At 67.2% G+C, this 17,391-nt stretch carries 13 protein-coding genes; 8 read left to right on the forward strand and 5 right to left on the reverse strand.

The features are described from left to right. Window positions 1-175 precede the first annotated feature (175 nt). The 3 genes from glgB to PKE75_RS05125 are packed head-to-tail and all read right to left on the reverse strand — an operon-like array spanning window position 176 to window position 7,667. A complete protein-coding gene (gene glgB, locus PKE75_RS05115) occupies window positions 176-2,359 on the reverse strand; it encodes a 1,4-alpha-glucan branching protein GlgB (protein WP_271167615.1) in 2,184 nt (727 codons plus the stop codon). Further along, window positions 2,356-5,670, reverse strand: coding sequence for a maltose alpha-D-glucosyltransferase (gene treS / locus PKE75_RS05120; RefSeq protein WP_271167616.1), 3,315 nt, complete (start codon window positions 5,668-5,670; stop codon window positions 2,356-2,358). The genes glgB and treS overlap by 4 nt, the downstream gene beginning before the upstream one ends. Then, window positions 5,670-7,667: an alpha-1,4-glucan--maltose-1-phosphate maltosyltransferase gene (locus tag PKE75_RS05125; RefSeq protein ID WP_271167617.1), complete on the reverse strand. Its 1,998-nt coding sequence runs from the start codon at window positions 7,665-7,667 to the stop codon at window positions 5,670-5,672. The genes treS and PKE75_RS05125 overlap by 1 nt, the downstream gene beginning before the upstream one ends. 115 nt (window positions 7,668-7,782) lie before the next feature. On the opposite strand from PKE75_RS05125, the gene PKE75_RS05130 reads away from it, so the two are divergent. Together PKE75_RS05130 and glgX are read left to right on the forward strand one after the other, a co-directional pair. Then, complete coding sequence (locus tag PKE75_RS05130) at window positions 7,783-8,229, forward strand: DUF2934 domain-containing protein (RefSeq protein ID WP_271167618.1); 447 nt, start codon at window positions 7,783-7,785, stop codon at window positions 8,227-8,229. Between the two features lie 111 nt (window positions 8,230-8,340). Continuing rightward, window positions 8,341-10,419 carry a glycogen debranching protein GlgX gene (gene glgX, locus PKE75_RS05135; RefSeq protein WP_271167619.1) on the forward strand — a complete coding sequence of 693 codons (2,079 nt, stop codon included), beginning with the start codon at window positions 8,341-8,343 and terminating at the stop codon, window positions 10,417-10,419. A gap of 61 nt (window positions 10,420-10,480) precedes the next feature. Here glgX and PKE75_RS05140 read toward each other — a convergent pair whose 3' ends face one another. After that, entirely contained in the window at window positions 10,481-10,870 is a 390-nt protein-coding gene (locus PKE75_RS05140; RefSeq protein ID WP_271167620.1) for a hypothetical protein, read from the reverse strand. A 263-nt stretch (window positions 10,871-11,133) separates the two neighbouring features. Here PKE75_RS05140 and purC point away from each other — a divergent pair, with 263 nt between their 5' ends. After that, window positions 11,134-11,937 (forward strand): phosphoribosylaminoimidazolesuccinocarboxamide synthase, encoded by an 804-nt coding sequence (gene purC / locus PKE75_RS05145; protein WP_271167621.1) that lies wholly within the window; start codon window positions 11,134-11,136, stop codon window positions 11,935-11,937. A 77-nt stretch (window positions 11,938-12,014) separates the two neighbouring features. Here purC and PKE75_RS05150 read toward each other — a convergent pair whose 3' ends face one another. Beyond that, window positions 12,015-12,392 carry an energy transducer TonB family protein gene (locus tag PKE75_RS05150; RefSeq protein WP_271167622.1) on the reverse strand — a complete coding sequence of 126 codons (378 nt, stop codon included), beginning with the start codon at window positions 12,390-12,392 and terminating at the stop codon, window positions 12,015-12,017. 254 nt (window positions 12,393-12,646) lie between these two features. Here PKE75_RS05150 and purS point away from each other — a divergent pair, with 254 nt between their 5' ends. The 5 genes from purS (at window position 12,647) to purL (ending at window position 17,391) form a co-directional block, all read left to right on the forward strand. Continuing rightward, window positions 12,647-12,889 (forward strand): phosphoribosylformylglycinamidine synthase subunit PurS, encoded by a 243-nt coding sequence (purS, locus tag PKE75_RS05155; protein WP_271167623.1) that lies wholly within the window; start codon window positions 12,647-12,649, stop codon window positions 12,887-12,889. A gap of 31 nt (window positions 12,890-12,920) precedes the next feature. Further along, window positions 12,921-13,532 carry a hypothetical protein gene (locus PKE75_RS05160; RefSeq protein WP_271167624.1) on the forward strand — a complete coding sequence of 204 codons (612 nt, stop codon included), beginning with the start codon at window positions 12,921-12,923 and terminating at the stop codon, window positions 13,530-13,532. Between the two features lie 43 nt (window positions 13,533-13,575). After that, window positions 13,576-14,265, forward strand: a complete 690-nt coding sequence (gene purQ, locus PKE75_RS05165; protein ID WP_271167625.1) for a phosphoribosylformylglycinamidine synthase subunit PurQ — start codon at window positions 13,576-13,578, stop codon at window positions 14,263-14,265. Further along, on the forward strand, window positions 14,262-15,065 hold the full coding sequence (locus PKE75_RS05170) for a DUF72 domain-containing protein (RefSeq protein WP_271167626.1): 804 nt from the start codon (window positions 14,262-14,264) through the stop codon (window positions 15,063-15,065). Before purQ ends, PKE75_RS05170 begins: the two co-directional genes overlap by 4 nt. A 100-nt stretch (window positions 15,066-15,165) precedes the next feature. Further along, the gene (gene purL / locus PKE75_RS05175) at window positions 15,166-17,391 is read left to right on the forward strand and encodes a phosphoribosylformylglycinamidine synthase subunit PurL (RefSeq protein ID WP_271167627.1); all 2,226 of its coding nucleotides are present in this window, start codon (window positions 15,166-15,168) and stop codon (window positions 17,389-17,391) included.

A 17,391-nucleotide genomic window follows, 5' to 3' on the forward strand; every position in this document is an offset into this window, starting at 1 on the left:
TGTGAGAGAAGGTCGCGGACGTTGGAGGCGACGGGCGGATAAGGAATGGTTTCTGCAGGTCGCGTCGGCGACGGACGCGCCCGACGCCCGGGGATTATTCATCGTGTCCCGCAAGGGGAGAGCGACGCGCCGGGGTCGGGCCTGTCCGGGAAGCGGGCCGCCGCCGCCGGTCGCTTCAGCCCGGCCGCAGCGCGACCACGCCGAGCGGCGGAAGCGTGAGGTCGAGCGACTGCGCCTCGCCGTGGCCCGCGACGTCGATCGTCGGAAGTCCGCCGCCGTTGCCCACGTTCGACCCGCCATAGATGCCCGCATCGGTGTTGAGGATCTCGCTCCAGTGGCCCGCCACCGGCACGCCTATGCGATATCCATGCCGGGGCACCGGCGTCATGTTGGCGACCACCAGCACCGGCGGGTCTCCGGCCTCGCCCTGGCGAAGGAACGCGAACACCGAGTTCGTCCGGTCGTCGCCGATCACCCAGCGGAAGCCGGCGGGCTCGCAGTCCCTGGCGTGCAGCGATCGTTCCGACGCATAGATCCGGTTGAGGTCGCGAACGAGCCGCTGAACGCCGGCGTGGTTTGGGTCGTCGAGCGCGGCCCAGTCGACCTGATCGTCGTGGTTCCATTCGCGGAACTGCGCGACCTCGCAGCCCATGAACAGCAGCTTCTTGCCGGGGTGCGACCACATCAGCCCGAAAAGCGCGCGCAGGTTGGCGAATTTCTGCCAGGCGTCGCCGGGCATCTTCTGCAGCAGCGAGCCCTTGCCGTGCACCACCTCGTCATGGCTGATCGGCAGCACGAACTTCTCGGAGAAGGCGTAGACCAGCCCGAAGGTGATGCCGTCGTGGTCGTACTGACGGTAGATCGGGTTCTGCTCCATGTAGTGGAGCGTGTCGTGCATCCAGCCCATGTTCCACTTGTAGTGGAAGCCGAGGCCGCCCTCGGTGGTGGGCTTGGTGACGCCCGGCCAGGCGGTCGATTCCTCGGCGATCATGATCGCGCCGGCGGCCCGCTCGCGGACCACTGCGTTCATGTGCTGAATGAAGCCGACAGCTTCCAGGTTCTCCCGGCCGCCATACTGGTTCGGCACCCACTCGCCGGCCTTGCGGCTGTAGTCGCGGTAGAGCATCGAGGCGACCGCGTCGACGCGCAGTCCGTCGACGTGGAAGCGCTCAAGCCAGAACAGGCCGCTCGCGATCAGGAAGTTCTGAACCTCGCGCCGGCCGAAATTGTAGATCGCGGTGTTCCAGTCGATGTGGAAGCCCTCGCGCGGGTCGGCGTGCTCGTAGAGCGCCGTGCCGTCGAAGCGGTAGAGGCCGTGGCTGTCGGTCGGGAAATGCGCGGGCACCCAGTCGACGATGACTCCGATTCCGGCCGCATGCGCCGCATCGACGAAGCGCGCGAACTCCTCCGGCGCGCCATAGCGGCCGGTCGGCGCGAAAAGGCCGAGCGGCTGGTAGCCCCATGAGCCGCCAAACGGATGCTCGGAGATCGGCAGCAGTTCGACATGGGTGAAGCCCATGCCGGCCACATAGGGGATCAGCTTCTCGATCGCGAAATCCCAGTCGACGTCGCGGTCGCCCTGCTTGAGCCAAGAACCGAGGTGGACCTCGTAGAACGACAACGGCGCGGTTTCGGCGTGCTTGGCCGCCCGTTGCTCCATCCATGCCGCGTCGGTCCAGGCGTAGGGCTCGACCGAGGCCACGACCGAGGCGGTCGAGGGCGCTTTCTCGGCCGACCGCGCCACCGGGTCCGCCTTGTCCGGCAGGATCGCGCCGTCCGGTCCGATCAGCGCGAACTTGTATCGTTCGCCGGGGCCGAGGCGCGGGATGAATATCTCCCACACGCCTGACGGCTGGCGCAGGCGCATCGGGTTGCGGCGGGAATCCCAGGCGTTGAAGTCGCCGATCACCGCGACGCGCCGGGCGTTCGGCGCCCAGACGGCGAAGCGGACGCCGGCGACGCCGTCTATCGTCATGGGGTTCGCGCCGAGGGCGCTCGCGAGCTCGAAGTGTCGGGACTCGCCAAGCAGATGCAGGTCGAGGTCGCCCAGAAGCAGGCCGAAGGAATAGGGGTCCTCGGTCTCGAAGGTGGCTCCCGGCCAGCGGATCCGAAGCAGATAGGGATCGACGCCCTTCACCGGACCCTCGAATACGCCGGTTCCGTCGAGCTCCGTCAGGACGCCGACGACTTCGCCGCCGTCCCGGGCCACCACTTCGACGCCTTCGGCGCCCGGCAGGACCGCGCGGACATAAGGGCCCGCCCCGTCGTCGCGACGGCCGAGCGCCGCGAACGGATCGCCATGGGTTCCGTTCGCGAGCGCCTGAAGCGTCGCGCGGTCGAGCGATGAGACCTCGGTCATGCCTGGTCTCCCGCGTAAGCCAGCAGGCGTTCGGCGAGCGCATGGAGCCCGCCGAGCGGAACGTCGATCCAGGCTGGCCGGTTCGCCGTCTCGTAGGCGACCTCATAGGCCGCCTTCTCGATCAGGAACATGTCTAGCAACTCCGGTTGCACTGCGCCTCCCGCGGCCTCGACGCTGGCGCGGTATGCGTTGAGGAAGGCCTCCGCGGCGTCGCCGCGGAAACGTTCGAGGAACTGGTCGCGGCGCGGACCGCCGATATGGGGCGACGCCTGCTCGTTGCGGCCGACCATCGCGGCTGCGTAGTCGAAGGACCGCAGGACGCCGGCGACGTCGCGCAGCGGACTGGCCTTGCCGCGGCGCTCCTCGAGCGGCCGCGCCGGTTCGCCCTCGAAGTCGATGAAGATCGCGTCGCCGCCGGAGACGAGGATCTGGCCGAGATGAAGGTCGCCGTGGATGCGGGTCATGATCGACCCGGTCCCCGCGTCGGCGAGCCGCCCGATCAGCGCGATCAGCGCGTCTTTGCGGGCGATGATGGAGGCCGCGCGATGGTCGTCCTCCTCGCGGTCCCAGGCCGAACGGCTTTCGAGCGCATGAACCGCGCCCTTGACCAGCCCGGTCGCCCGCGCCTTCCAGGTCTCGACATCCTGCGTGCCGGCGGGCGCCGGCGCGAAATCCTGGTCGTCGCTGGGGCGCGCCAGCACCGCGTGAAGCTCGCCCAGCCGCGTGCCGAGATTGGCCGCAAAGCCCGTGAAGTCGTTGAAGCGGTAGTCGTCCGTCATCTCCCCGCCGCCTGCGCCGGCGTAGTCGTCGAGCGCCCGGGACAGATGATCAAGCGTCCAGGTCCAGGCGTCGCCCTGGTTCGAGACGTACCCCTGGATGATCGCGAGCGTCGCCCGCGTCCCGTCCGCGCCGACCTTGACCATCTCGCCGAGGAACGGCGCCGCGTTGGCGTAGCCCTGCTCGGTGAGATAGCGCCCCATCTCGGCTTCCGGATGGGCGCCGGTGGCGATCTTGCGCAGCAGCTTGATCATCAGCGCATCGCCGGCGATCAGCGAGGAGTTCGACTGTTCGGCCGACAGCCAGCGGATCTCGGCGTCGTCGGGCAGGTCGGGGATCTCCGCGCCTTTCGAGGCCTCGAACTGGATCGTGTCCTCGCCGCTCGGGAGCTTCGCGCCGGCCTTGAGGGAGCGGGCGATCGCGAAGGCGAAGCTCGGCAGCGCGAAGGCGTCGGTGAGGAGATGCACCTCGCGGCCCTTGCGAACGCGTGCGAGCGCAAGCCTGCTTGCAAGCGAAGACAGCCCGTCATCTTCGGCGACGACGGCGAGCGGCAGCAGCCAGCGGCTCGGCTCGGCGCCGCCGGTCACCTCGATCTCGATCAGCCCGATGTCCTCGCCGCCGCCCGAAATCCGCGACATACCCTTGATGCGCGGGATGATCTCCTTCTGGTCCTTGCCGCCGAACCAGCGGCGCTTGGCGAGATAGTTCGGCAGCACCGCGGTCTCGAGCGCTTTGCGGGCCTCGGTCTGCATGGCGTCGTCGACGCCTGCGCGCAGCACCAGCGTCTCGTAGTCGGCCATCGGCTCCGGCGCCGGCGTGTGCCAGTCGGGCGTCTCGCTCTCGCTTGCGAGCTTGAACCAATAGAAGCCGTAGGGCGGCAGGGTCAGCAGATAGGTCAGCTGGCCGATCGGCGGGAACACCGAGCCGGCCGTGAGCTCCACAGGCACGCGGCCGTCGAAGTCGGAGAGCTCCAGCTCCACGGCCTGCGGGCTGCGGCCCATATTGGCGACGCAGAGGATCGTCTCGCCGTCATGCTCGCGGAGATAGGCTAGGATCCGCCGGTTCGACGGGTACAGGAATCGGATCGAGCCGCGGCCGAAGGCCGGGTGCTGGCGGCGGGTCGCCAGCATGCGGCGGTGCCAGTTGAGCAGCGAATGCGGATCGCGCGCCTGCGCCTCGACGTTCACGGCGTAGTAGCCGTAGAGCGGATCCATGATCGGGGGCAGCACGTTCGACGCGAAGTCCGCCCGCGAAAAGCCGCCGTTGCGGTCGATCGACCACTGCATCGGCGTGCGAACGCCGTCGCGGTCGCCAAGATGGATGTTGTCGCCCATGCCGATCTCGTCGCCGTAATAGATCACCGGCGTGCCGGGCATCGACAGCAGCAGGCAGTTCATCAGCTCGATCCGGCGCCGGTCGCGCTCCATCAGCGGCGCGAGCCGCCGGCGGATGCCGAGATTGATGCGCGCGCGCCTGTCGGTCGCATAGGTGTTCCAGAGGTAGTCGCGCTCCTTGTCGGTCACCATCTCGAGCGTCAGCTCGTCATGGTTGCGCAGGAAGATCGCCCACTGGCAGTTCTCCGGGATCGCCGGGGTCTGGCGCATGATGTCGGTGATCGGGAAGCGGTCCTCGCGCGCGATCGCCATGTACATCCGCGGCATCAGCGGGAAGTGGAACGCCATGTGGCATTCGTCGCCGTCGCCGAAATAGTCCTTGGTGTCCTCCGGCCACATGTTGGCTTCGGCGATCAGGAACCGGTCCGGATAGGTGCGGTCGAGCTCGGCGCGGATCTTCTTCAGGACGTCGTGGGTCTCCGGAAGGTTCTCGTTCGAGGTGCCGTCGCGCTCGATCAGGTAGGGCACGGCGTCGAGCCGCAGCCCGTCGATTCCGAGGTCGAGCCAGAACCGCATCACGCCGAAGACCGCCTTCAGCACCGCCGGGTTGTCGAAGTTCAGGTCCGGCTGATGGCTATAGAAACGGTGCCAGAAATACTGTCCGGCGACCGGGTCCCAGGTCCAGTTCGAGCGCTCGGTGTCGAGGAAGATGATGCGCGTGCCGGAGTACAGCGTGTCGCTGTCGGACCACACGTAGAAATTGCGGTGGGCCGAGCCCTTCTTCGCCGTCCGCGCCCGCTGGAACCAAGGGTGCTGGTCGGAGGTGTGGTTGATCACGAGCTCGGTGATCACCTTCAGGCCGCGCTTGTGGGCCTCCTGGATGAAGCGCTTGACGTCCGCGAGCGTGCCGTAGTCCGGCGAGACGTTCTTGTATTCGGCGATGTCGTAGCCGTCGTCGAGCCGCGGGCTCGGGTAGAACGGCAGCAGCCAGATCACGCTGACGCCGAGGCCCGCGATGTAATCGAGCTTCGAGATCAGGCCGGGAAAGTCGCCGATGCCGTCGCCGTTCGAGTCGAAGAACGATTTGACGTGCAGCTGATAGATGATGGCGTCCTTGTACCACTGCGGATCGAGACCGTCGGCGGTCACGACCGTGCCGCCGGGCTTAGACAGATCGGCATGGGAAACTGGCGCGTTCATCAAGCTACTCCCGCAGGCCGTGTCACCCTCCAGACATGGAAGGGCAGTTCGTTCGGATTGAGGTAGATCCACTGGCTCTTGCCGGTCAGCGTGAAGCTGTTGCCGCGCATCAGGTCCTCGACCTGCACCGTGGCGCCATCCGGCAGTCCGAACTCCCAGAGCGGCAGTTCGTAGGGCGCATGCTTCTCGTCATGCGGGTCGAGCGAGATGAAGACCAGGATCATGTCCTCGATCCCGGCGCCGTCCGCCGCCGTCCGCGACTTGCTGAAATACAGCACCGCGTCGTCGAAGCAGTTGTGGAAGTGGACGTCGAGATGGCTCTGAAGGGCCGGATTCTCGCGGCGGATGCGGTTCAGCCGCGTGATCTCCTGGACGATGTTGCCGGGCTGGTTCCAGTTGCGCGTGCGGATCTGGAACTTCTCGCTGTCGAGATACTCTTCCTTGCCGGGCAGCGGCGCGGACTCGCAGATCTCGAAGCCGCTATACATGCCCCACAGACCCGACAGCGTGGTCGCCAGCGCCGCCCGGATCAGGAAGCCGGCCCGGCCGGACGTCTGGAGAAAGAACGGGTTGATGTCGGGCGTGTTGACGAAGAAGTTCGGCCGGAAGAAGTCCTTAGGCGCCGTGGTCGACAGCTCCGTCAGGTACTCCATCAACTCGTATTTCTGATTTCTCCAGGTGAAGTAAGTATAGGACTGTGAGTAGCCGACCTTGGCGAGGCGGTACATCACCTTCGGGCGGGTGAAGGCCTCCGACAGGAACATCGCTTCGGGGTGGCGTGCGCGGACGTCGCCGATCATCCACTCCCAGAACGGCAACGGCTTGGTGTGCGGATTGTCGACGCGGAAGATCGTGACGCCCTGGTCGATCCAGAACAGCACGACGTCGCGCAGCGCCTGCCACAGCCCAGGAATCGCGTCCGGCCCGTAGAAGTCGACGTTGACGATATCCTGGTACTTCTTCGGCGGGTTCTCCGCGTATTTCATCGAGCCGTCGGGCCGCCACTTGAACCAGCCCGGATGCTCCTTCAGCCACGGATGGTCGGGCGAGCACTGGATCGCGAAGTCGAGCGCGATCTCGAGATCGTGGTCGACGGCGGCTTTGACGAGCGCCCTGAAGTCGTCGAGCGAGCCGAGTTCAGAGTGGATCGCGTCGTGGCCCCCGGTCTCGTCGCCGATGGCGTAGGGGCTGCCGACGTCGCTCGGTCCCGGCGTCAGCGTGTTGTTGGGGCCCTTGCGGTTGGTGATCCCGATCGGATGAATCGGGGGGAAATAAAGCACGTCGAAGCCCATGTCGCGGATCATGGGCAGGCGTTTGATGACGTCCCGGAACGTGCCGTGCTTCGTCGGGTCGCCGCTCTCCGATCGTGGGAACAGCTCGTACCAGCTCGCGAACCCGGCCTCGCGCCGCTCGACGTCGACCGGATAGAGCTCCGTCCGCGACGCGAAGTGATGAGGATCGGCCGCGACCGCCGCGGCGTGCGTCTCGGGAGAGAGCAGAGCCTCGACCCGCGCCTTGGTGTCGAGCGCCCGCGTCTTCAGGATGATGTCGCTGAGGGCGCGCGCGAGGTCGGCAGGCGCATTGGCAGCGGCCTCTTCCAGCAGATGGAGGCCCTCGTCGGTCTCGAGCGCGACGTCGAGGCCGGCCTCGCGCTTTTTTGTCAGGTCGCGGCGGAACGTGCCGAACTCGTCCCACCAGGCCTCGATCGCGAGGTCGTGACGGCCGATCTGCTCCGGCGTGAACGCCGCCCGCCAGCGATCGTTCAGCAGGAACGTCATCGGCTCGCGGCGGAACTCCTGCTCGTTCGGGCCGCGCCACAGCACGTCGGCGCGCAGCACTTCATGACCGTCGGCGAACACGTCCGCCTCCACGGTCACGGACCGCGCCACCACCGTTTTCACCGGAAACCGCCCGCCGTCGACAGTCGGCGTCACAGCCTCGATCGCGATCCGTGGACGCGTCGCGGCGTCTGCGGCGTCGGGAGAGGCTTGAAGCATCGCAATCTCCGTATCAATGAACAGAAGTCCGGGCGGCGTGGCGCCTTCTCGGAACCCGACACATCGGTCGGAGGTTTGTCCCGACAACCCCTCTGCGTCGCTAAGGAAGGCCGGGATGAACGACCACGAGCGAAAAATTCGGAACGCCGCCTATCGTCTGTGGGAGCAGGCCGGCCAGCCGGAAGGACGAGACCATGAGTTCTGGCTGAAGGCGGAAAAGTCGCTGAAGGACGAGCCGGTGGGCGGACCGAAAGGCACGTCTCCGAAGAAGGCCGCGATGCCGATGGAGCCGGTCGAGAAGACGCCTCCGCAAAAGCCGGGCAAGCTCGCCACTGTCGCCTCGGATCTCGCCGCCGCGGATGCGGGAAAGGCCCAGAGCGCGACGAAGGGCCGGGCGAGCGCGAAGGCGAAGTCCGAAAGCGTCGCGGCCGAGCCGCCGGTTTCAGCCAACGATCCCGCCGTGGAGCCGTCTAAGAAGGCGTCGCAAGCCGCGGGGCTGACGCCAGGCGCCGTGTCCAGGGCGAAGGCGCGGGGGAAGGCCACGCAGGCCAAAGGGAGCTGAAGAGCCGATTGCGCGCCGCCGGCCGGGAACGGCCGCAAGATTGAACCGTTGTGCGCGTAAGTGGATGAACGTGGGAAACTCCGGCCTGCGGAACGAGGGGCGACAGCACATATGAGTGAGATAAAGACCGACCGCCGGGCCGAGGCCGGGCGGCCGACCCAGCTTGGCGCGACTTTCGACGGGCAAGGCACGAATTTCGCGATCTTCTCGGCCTATGCGGAGAGGGTCGAGCTCTGCCTGTTCGACGAGCAGCAGAACGAGATCGAGCGCGTCACCCTCCCCGAATACACCGACGAGGTGTGGCACGGCTATCTGCCGGAGATCGTCCCCGGCCAGCTCTACGGCTACCGCGTCCATGGCCGCTACGCCCCGGAAGAAGGCCACCGTTTCAACCCGAACAAGCTGCTGCTCGATCCATACGCCAAGTCGATCGTCGGCTCGATCGAGTGGAACGACGCCCATTTCGGCTACACGCTCGACGCCGAGGAGAAGGACCTCTCCTTCGACGAGCGCGACAGCGCGCCGTTCACGCCGAAATGCGAGGTCGCCGACACCGCCTTCGACTGGCAGGGCGACGTCAAGCCGAATGTTCCCTGGGACAAGACGGTGTTCTACGAGACCCATGTCCGGGGCTACACCCAGCTGCATCCGGGCGTGCCGGAGAACCTGCGCGGCACCTTCGACGGCCTCGGCCAGAAGGCCGTCATCGACCACATCAAGTCGCTCGGCGTCACCTCGGTCGAGCTGCTGCCGATCCACTGCTTCCTCGACGACCAGCACCTGCTCGACAAGGGGCTCAGGAATTACTGGGGCTACAACACCATCGGCTTCTTCGCCCCGATGGGGCGCTACGCCGGCGGCGGCGCCAAGTCGGGCCGCGCCAGGCTCGCGAGCTTCAAGCACATGGTCCGGGCGTTCCACAACGCCGGTCTCGAGGTGATCCTCGACGTCGTCTACAACCACACCGCCGAGGGCAACGAGCTCGGGCCGACGCTGTCGTTCAAGGGCATCGACAACCTCAGCTACTACCGGACGATGCCGGACAATCATCGCTACTACATCAACGACACCGGCACCGGGAACACGGTCAACACCAGCCATCCCCGCGTGCTGCAGATGATCACGGACTCCTTGCGTTACTGGGTGGAGGAGATGCACGTCGACGGCTTCCGCTTCGATCTCGGCACCATTCTGGGCCGCGAGCCGGAAGGCTTCGACCAGCGCGGCGGCTTCTTCGACGCGGTCGGGCAGGACCCGGTGCTGCGCAACGTCAAGCTCGTCGGCGAGCCGTGGGACATCGGTCCCGGCGGCTATCAGGTCGGCGGCTTCCCGCCCGGCTGGGCGGAGTGGAACGACAAGTACCGCGACACGGTCCGCGATTACTGGAAGTCCGGCGCCGGCCATATGGGCGACTTCGCCGCGCGGGTCACAGGCTCCGGGGACGTGTACGACCACCGCGGCCGCAGGCCATGGGCGGGCGTCAACTTCATCACCGCCCATGACGGCTTCACGCTGAACGACGTCGTCTCCTACAACGAGAAGCACAACGAGGCGAACGGCGAGGACAATAAGGACGGCCACGGCGACAACCGCAGCTACAATTACGGGGTCGAGGGCGAGACCGACGATCCCGGCGTCGTCGCGGTCCGGGAGCGCCAGAAGCGCAACATGCTCGCGACGCTGATCCTGTCCCACGGCACGCCGATGATCCTGGCCGGCGACGAGTTCGGCCGTTCGCAGGGCGGCAACAACAACGGCTACTGCCAGGACAACGAGATCTCCTGGGTGCGCTGGGAGCTCGACGAGCAGGACGAGATCCTCCTCGCCTTCACCCAGCGTCTGCTCAAGCTGCGCGCCGACCACGCCATCCTGCGACGCGCGAGCTTCCGCGACGGCATGGGCGTGACCTGGATCAATCCGGGCGGCGGCGAGCAGACGCCCGAGCAGTGGGCGGACCAGGGCGCCGACTGCATCGGCCTTCACCTCACCACCGCCGACGGCGAAGAAGCGATCATGATCTTCAACAGCCACGAAGGTCCCGTGCCCTTCGTCCTCCCCGAGCGGGATGAGGGCAAGCCGTGGACCGTCGTCGTCGACACCGAACGTCCCGCCGAGGACTCCGCGCGCCAAACGCCAGGCGGGGCCGACCCGATCGAGGTTCAGGGCCGCTCGATGCTGCTGCTGATGTGAGCGAGGGGCGGCGCCGGGCGATCCGATTCTGAGACGGCTTGGCGCCGCCGACGCGTGAGCGCTATCCGCCCGTCACCAGATGCGCGAAGCAAGAGGCGAGGGCGGGGGGAATGCCGGTCGCGTTCATCTCGACCTCGGATTTGATGTCCTGATACTCGTCGGGCCGCCCGACGCCCGGCGACAGGTAGACGCGCTCGGAGCGGGCAGGGTCGGCCTTGAAGAACAGGTAGATCGGATCGGCCGTCTTCGGGTCGACGTGGTAGATCCGCCATTCGCCCATCTGCAGCTTGCGGTCGATGGGGAGCGCGCCCTTGGATATCTGGCGCCCGACCGCCGCCGCTTCCGCCGGGCTCGACGCGCCGGCCGATATGGCGACGCCCGGGCAGGGACCGGCCGAGGCCGTCGCGGCGGAGCCGGTCGCCAGCATGAGGCTCAAAGCAAGGCGCTTCATCAACGGGTTCCCCTGAATGGCCGGACGGCCGGCGTGAGTCTTCGCCTTGCGGCCGCGCCACTGTTTCTGCGTCACTGTGGCGACGAAATGGCCGCGCCGGGAGGCCGTTGGCGAAATCTCGGGCGGGCGTCGTCGTTGTGCTTGAGCCCCTGATCGGCTAGGGTCGAGGCCCGCGTGCGACGCTGCTTATGCGGCGCCCTCCGATTCGCGCGCGCGCCGGAACAACGACCGCATCCGGTCAGGCCCACAAACCGGCAGGTGTTATGGATTTCCTCAAGCCACGGTATACGCCGATGAACCGCCGCCGCCGTATCTATGAAGGCAAGGCGAAGGTCCTCTACGAGGGCCCCGAGCCCGGCACTCTGATCCAGCACTTCAAGGACGACGCGACAGCGTTCAACGCCAAGAAGCACGAAGTGATCGACGGCAAGGGGGTGCTGAACAACCGCATCTCCGAGTTCATCTTCCAGAACCTGAACGACATTGGGGTGCCGACGCACTTCATCCGCCGGCTGAACATGCGCGAGCAGCTCATCCGGGAGGTCGAGATCATCCCGCTCGAGGTGGTGGTGCGCAACGTCGCCGCCGGCTCGCTCGCGACCAAGCTCGGCCTTGAAGAGGGCACCCAGCTGCCCCGGTCGATCATCGAGTTCTATTACAAGAACGACGCGCTGAACGATCCGATGGTCTCCGAGGAGCACGTCACGGCCTTCGGCTGGGCGAGCCCTCAGGAGATCGACGACATCATGGCGCTCGCGATCCGCGTCAACGACTTCCTGTCCGGCCTGTTCCTCGGCGTCGGCATCCGCCTCGTCGACTTCAAGATGGAGACCGGCCGGCTCTGGGAGAACGACACGGTGCGCATCGTCGTCGCCGACGAGATCTCTCCTGACTCGTGCCGCCTGTGGGACATCAAGTCGAACGACAAGCTCGACAAGGACCGTTTCCGCCGTGACATGGGCGGCCTCGTCGAGGCCTACACCGAGGTCGCGCGCCGGCTCGGCATCCTGCCGGAATCAGACACGCCGAACGGCCGTGGGCCAGTGCTGGTGACGTCGAAGGACTGATTCGCGTCGTCGTCCTGACGCCAAGATTAAAACGCCCCGTTCGAGAAGAGCGGGGCGTTTTCTGTTTTTCGGCGTCTTCAACGCCCGCTGAAGCTTATGGGGACGCAGAACGTGAGGCGCTCGTTCGGTAGGTCGGCTGGCGGCGCCGGAAAATAACGCGACGCCTTCTTGACGATGCGCCTCGCCTCGTCGCCGAACGGGGTCCTCGCAGAGTGGCGGTCGAGCTTGACCTCGAGGAGCTTGCCCTGGCGATCGACGGAAAAGGTCACGATCGCCCGGCCGCGTCCCGAGATCGCGTAATAGACGTAGGGCGGTTGGGAATGCATGAGGATTAGGCTGTAGAGCACCGTCTCGTACTGCGACATGTCCTTGCGGGCTTCGGCCGGATGGACGCTTGCGAGCGTCACGAACGTAAATAGCGCGGTCGCAATGACCGACGTGGCGAAGCGTGGCATGCGCATGGAAGATTCCCCCGAATCTCGATCGTCGAGAATGTCCGCAACCCCTCTTGCGCGACAAGAGCTACTCTGCGGGCGCCGTGAGCGGTCGACGGTAAAGCCGTCGCTGTGGTCTTTCCGTCACCCGCTGCTCGCGTCTCCGCGCTCGCTCGCCCGGGAGATCGCGAGGCCCCCTCGCTGTTGGGTGTGGCCTTCGGTCCGTTCAGGCTTTAAACGCTCCGTCTGACAACGACCTCTAATCCGGAGCCGATATGAAGGCGCGCGTCACCGTCACGCTGAAGACCGGCGTTCTCGATCCGCAGGGCAAGGCGATCCAGGGCGCGCTCGGCTCGCTCGGCGTCGACGGCGTCGAGAGCGTCCGTCAGGGCAAGCTGTTCGACGTCGAGCTTGCGACCAGCGATCCGGCCGAGGCCGAGGCGACGCTCAAGGCGATGTGCGAGAAGCTGCTCGCGAACACCGTGATCGAGAGCTACCGTTTCGAGATCGCGGGATAACAAGAAGACAAAAAAGGGAGGCCGAAGGCCCATGGCTCGCATCAGCCGCATGTCCGTTCTCGCGCTCGCCGCGGCGCTCTCGGCGGCGACGCCCGCCTTCGCCCAGGCGCCGGCGCCTGCGGGCGCCGCTCCCGCAGCGCCTGGCGCCGATGGTCCTCCGCCCCCCGGCTCGCCCGAAATGATCGTCGGCCCCGACAGCGCCTTTACCCTGACCCCCGACGGCAAGGACTGGACGAAGTTCCAGACCGTCCGCCAGATCGGCGTCAAATGCTCCGACAAGGCCTGCGGCGGCGACCGGGTGTTCTGCCTGATCCAGACCCGCGCCGCGGCGGACGCGAAGCCCGGCGAGGCCGTCTCCGAGAGCAGCGCCAACGCCTTCGGCCAGCACCTGATCGAAAGCTCGCCCAAGGAGATGAAGGCCTCCTATGTCGAGCCGTTCTCGGAGAAGCGCATCGGCGCCAATCTCGGCCGCTGGGCTGAGATGAAGGCCGAGGGCGAGCCCGGATCGATCCGGTTCAGCCTGTTCCTGGTGCAGGTCAAGGCCCGCGAGGTCGCTTTCAACTGCGTGGCGCCCGCCGACAAGTGGGCCGTCCATGAGCCAAAGATCGAGGCGGTGCTCGCCGCGTTGCAAGTGACCCGTTGATCCGGCGCCAGCGCGCTCCAGCCCCTTTCGAGGTTCAGCCGAAATGAACGCCGTCGTCATCCTGTTTCCCGGCTCGAACCGCGAGCGCGACGTGGCGAACGCGCTGAGGCGCGCGGGCGGCGTGGCGCCGAAGATCGTGTGGCATGGCGAGACCGAGCTTCCGGCGGGGACGGACCTTGTCGTGCTGCCCGGCGGCTTCTCCTATGGCGACTATCTGCGCTGCGGCGCGATCGCGGCGCGTTCGCCGATCATGGACGCGGTGCGCGCGCACGCGGCGCGCGGCGGCCTTGTGCTCGGCATCTGCAACGGCTTCCAGATCGCGGTCGAGGCGGGCCTGCTGCCCGGCATCCTCACCCGCAACGCCAACCTCCGCTTCCTCTGTCATGCGCAGCACCTGAGGGTGGAGCGGAACGACACCCCCTTCACCAGACGCTACGCTGAAGGCCAGACCATCGAGGTCTGCATCGCGCATGGCGAGGGCAACTATTTCGCCGATGAGGAGACGCTGAAGCGGCTCGAGGGCGAGGGGCGCGTCGCCTTCCGCTATTGCGACGCGAATGGCGAGGTCGGCGGCGCCGCCAACGTCAACGGCTCGATCAACGATATCGCCGGCGTCTATTCCGAGACCTTCAACGTGCTCGGCATGATGCCGCACCCGGAGAACTTGGTGGACGCGGCGGTCGGCGGGATCGACGGCGCGGCGTTGTTCGCAGGCCTCGCAGAGGCCGCATGACGGCGGCGGGGAAGGTTCGCGTCGGAGTGGGCGGCTGGACCTTCGAGCCCTGGCGCGGCGTGTTCTATCCGGCCGACCTCGTCCAGAAGAACGAACTCGCCTACGCCGCCGAACGCCTCACCGCGATCGAGGTCAACGGCACGTTCTATGGCGCGCAGAAGCCGGAAAGCTTCGCAAGATGGGCCGCCGAGACGCCCGACGGTTTCGTGTTCTCGCTGAAAGGCCCGCGCTACGCGACCAACCGGCGCGTGCTTGGCGAAGCCGGCGAATCGGTCGAGCGCTTCCTCGATGGCGGCATGAAGGAACTGGGCGACAAGCTCGGCCCGCTGATGTGGCAGTTGCCGGCGACGAAGAAATTCGACGCAGCCGACATCGAGGCGTTCCTCAGGCTGCTGCCGCCCGAGCGCCACGGACTGAAGCTGCGGCATGTCATCGAGACCAGGCACGACAGCTTCGCCGACCCCGCCTTCGTCGACCTGCTGCGGAGCGCCGACGCGGATGTGACGCCGGTCGTGCTCGACGATCCCGATCATCCGATGATCGCGGACGTCGCCGCCGACTTCGTCTATCTGCGCCTGGAAAGGGCCCAGGAGGACGTCGAGACCGGCTACCGCTCGGAGGACCTCGACGCCTGGGCGAAGCGGCTGAAGACATATGCCGAAGGCGGGACGCCTGGCGATCTGCCGACGCTGACGGCGGTGAAGCCAGCTAAGAAGCCGCGCGACGTCTTCGCCTTCTTCATCTCCGGCGCGAAGGTGCGCAACCCGGCGGCGGCGATGGCGATGATCGGGCGGCTTTGACGCGAGCAGGGGAGCTCGCGGCCCCCCGAGACTAGCATGCCGCGTCCCATTGGCGTAGCAAGGCGCGGCCCCCTTCCGAACCCGCTTTCCCGCGAGACCGATGACGCAGACCGAGCCCGCCATCACGCCCGATCTCGTCGCGGCGCACGGCCTTAAGCCCGACGAGTACGAGCGCGTCCTCGCGCTGATCGGGCGGGAGCCGAGCTACACCGAGCTCGGAATCTTCTCCGCGATGTGGAACGAGCACTGCTCGTACAAATCCTCGAAGCGCTGGCTGAAGACGCTGCCGGTGACCGGCCCCCTCGTCATCCAGGGGCCCGGCGAGAACGCCGGCGTGGTCGACATCGGAGACGGCGACGTCGTCGTCTTCAAGATGGAGAGCCACAACCACCCGTCCTTCATCGAGCCCTATCAGGGCGCCGCGACCGGCGTCGGCGGCATTCTCCGCGACGTCTTCACCATGGGCGCGCGGCCCGTGGCCGCTCTCAACGCGTTGCGCTTCGGCGACCCGGAGCATCCGCGCACGCGCCATCTGGTGTCGGGCGTCGTCGCGGGCGTCGGCGGCTACGGCAACTCGTTCGGCGTGCCGACCGTCGGCGGCCTCGTCGGCTTCCACACGCGCTATGACGGCAACATCCTGGTCAACGCCATGGCCGTCGGTCTCGCGAAGGCCGACGCGATCTTCTACGCCAAGGCGTCCGGCGTCGGCCTGCCGGTGGTCTATCTCGGCTCCAAGACCGGCCGCGACGGCATCCATGGCGCGACCATGGCGTCCGCCGAGTTCGACGAGGGCTCGGAGGAGAAGCGTCCGACCGTGCAGGTCGGCGACCCCTTCGCCGAGAAGCTGCTGCTGGAGGCCTGCCTCGAACTGATGGCGTCGGGCGCCGTCGTCGCGATCCAGGACATGGGCGCCGCCGGCCTCACCTGTTCGGCCGTCGAGATGGGCGCCAAGGGCGATCTCGGCATCCGCCTCGATCTCGAGAACGTGCCGACCCGCGAAGAGGGCATGACCGCCTACGAGATGATGCTGTCGGAGAGCCAGGAGCGCATGCTCATGGTGCTCCACCCCGAGAAGGAGGAGGTGGCGCGCGCGATCTTCGTGAAGTGGGGCCTCGACTTCGCGGTCGTCGGCCACACGACCGACGACCTGCGCTTCAAGGTCTACCTCAACGGCGAGCTCAAGGCCGACCTGCCGATCAAGGAGCTCGGCGACGAAGCGCCGGAATACGACCGCCCGTGGGTCGAGACGCCCAAGAGCCAGCGCGTCGAGGCGGCGAACGTCGACGCGCCCTGCGACACGCGCGAGGCGCTTCTGACGCTGATCGGCTCGGCCGAGCTTTCCTCCCGGCGCTGGGTCTGGGAGCAGTACGACCACATCATCCTCGGCGACACGGTGCAGAAGCCGGGCGGCGACAGCGCCGTCATCCGCGTCGAGGGCGGCCCCAAGGGTCTCGCGCTCACGGCCGACGTCACGCCGCGCTACTGCGAGGCGGACCCCTTCGAGGGCGGCAAGCAGGCGGTGGCGGAAGCCTGGCGCAACCTGACCGCCGTCGGCGCGACGCCGCTCGCCGTCACCGACAATCTCAATTTCGGCAATCCCGAGAAGCCCGAGATCATGGGGCAGCTCGTCGGCTGCATCCGTGGGATCGGCGAGGCGTGCCGGGCGCTCGACTTCCCCGTCGTGTCCGGCAACGTGTCGCTCTACAACGAGACGCAGGGGCGCGGGATCCTGCCGACCCCGACGATCGGCGCGGTCGGGGTGCTTGCTGACGTCGCCAGGAGCGCGACCGTCGCCTTCAAGCGCGAGGACGAGGCCATCCTGCTGATCGGCGACGGCAAGGGCTGGCTCGGCCGCTCCTGCTGGCTGTGGTTGGTCGCGGGGCGGGAGGAGGGCGCCCCGCCGCCCGTCGACCTCGCGGCCGAACGCCGCAACGGCGACTTCGTCCGCAGCATGATCGCGGCGGGGGTCGCGACCGCAGTCCATGATCTCTCGGACGGCGGCCTTCTGGTCGCGGTCGCCGAGATGGCGCTCGCCGGCCGCATCGGCGCGCGGCTCGACGCCCCTCATGGCGCGCCGCACGGCTATTTCTTCGGCGAGGATCAGGCCCGCTATCTCGTGACGGTGGCCGAGCCTTCGGTCGGCATGGTGATCGACGCCGCGAGCGCCGCCGGCGTGACGGCGGCGCGGATCGGGACCACCGGCGGCGACCGATTGATTCCGGGCGACGAAGCCCCCATCCTGTTGGAAGAGCTGCGCGAGTCCCATGAGGGCTGGTTCCCGCGCTTCATGGCGGGTCCGGCGGTCGACGCCGCGCCTGCATCGTAA

This window comes from Hansschlegelia plantiphila, assembly GCF_027922265.1.
Taxonomy (GTDB): Bacteria; Pseudomonadota; Alphaproteobacteria; order Rhizobiales; family Methylopilaceae; genus Methylopila; species Methylopila plantiphila.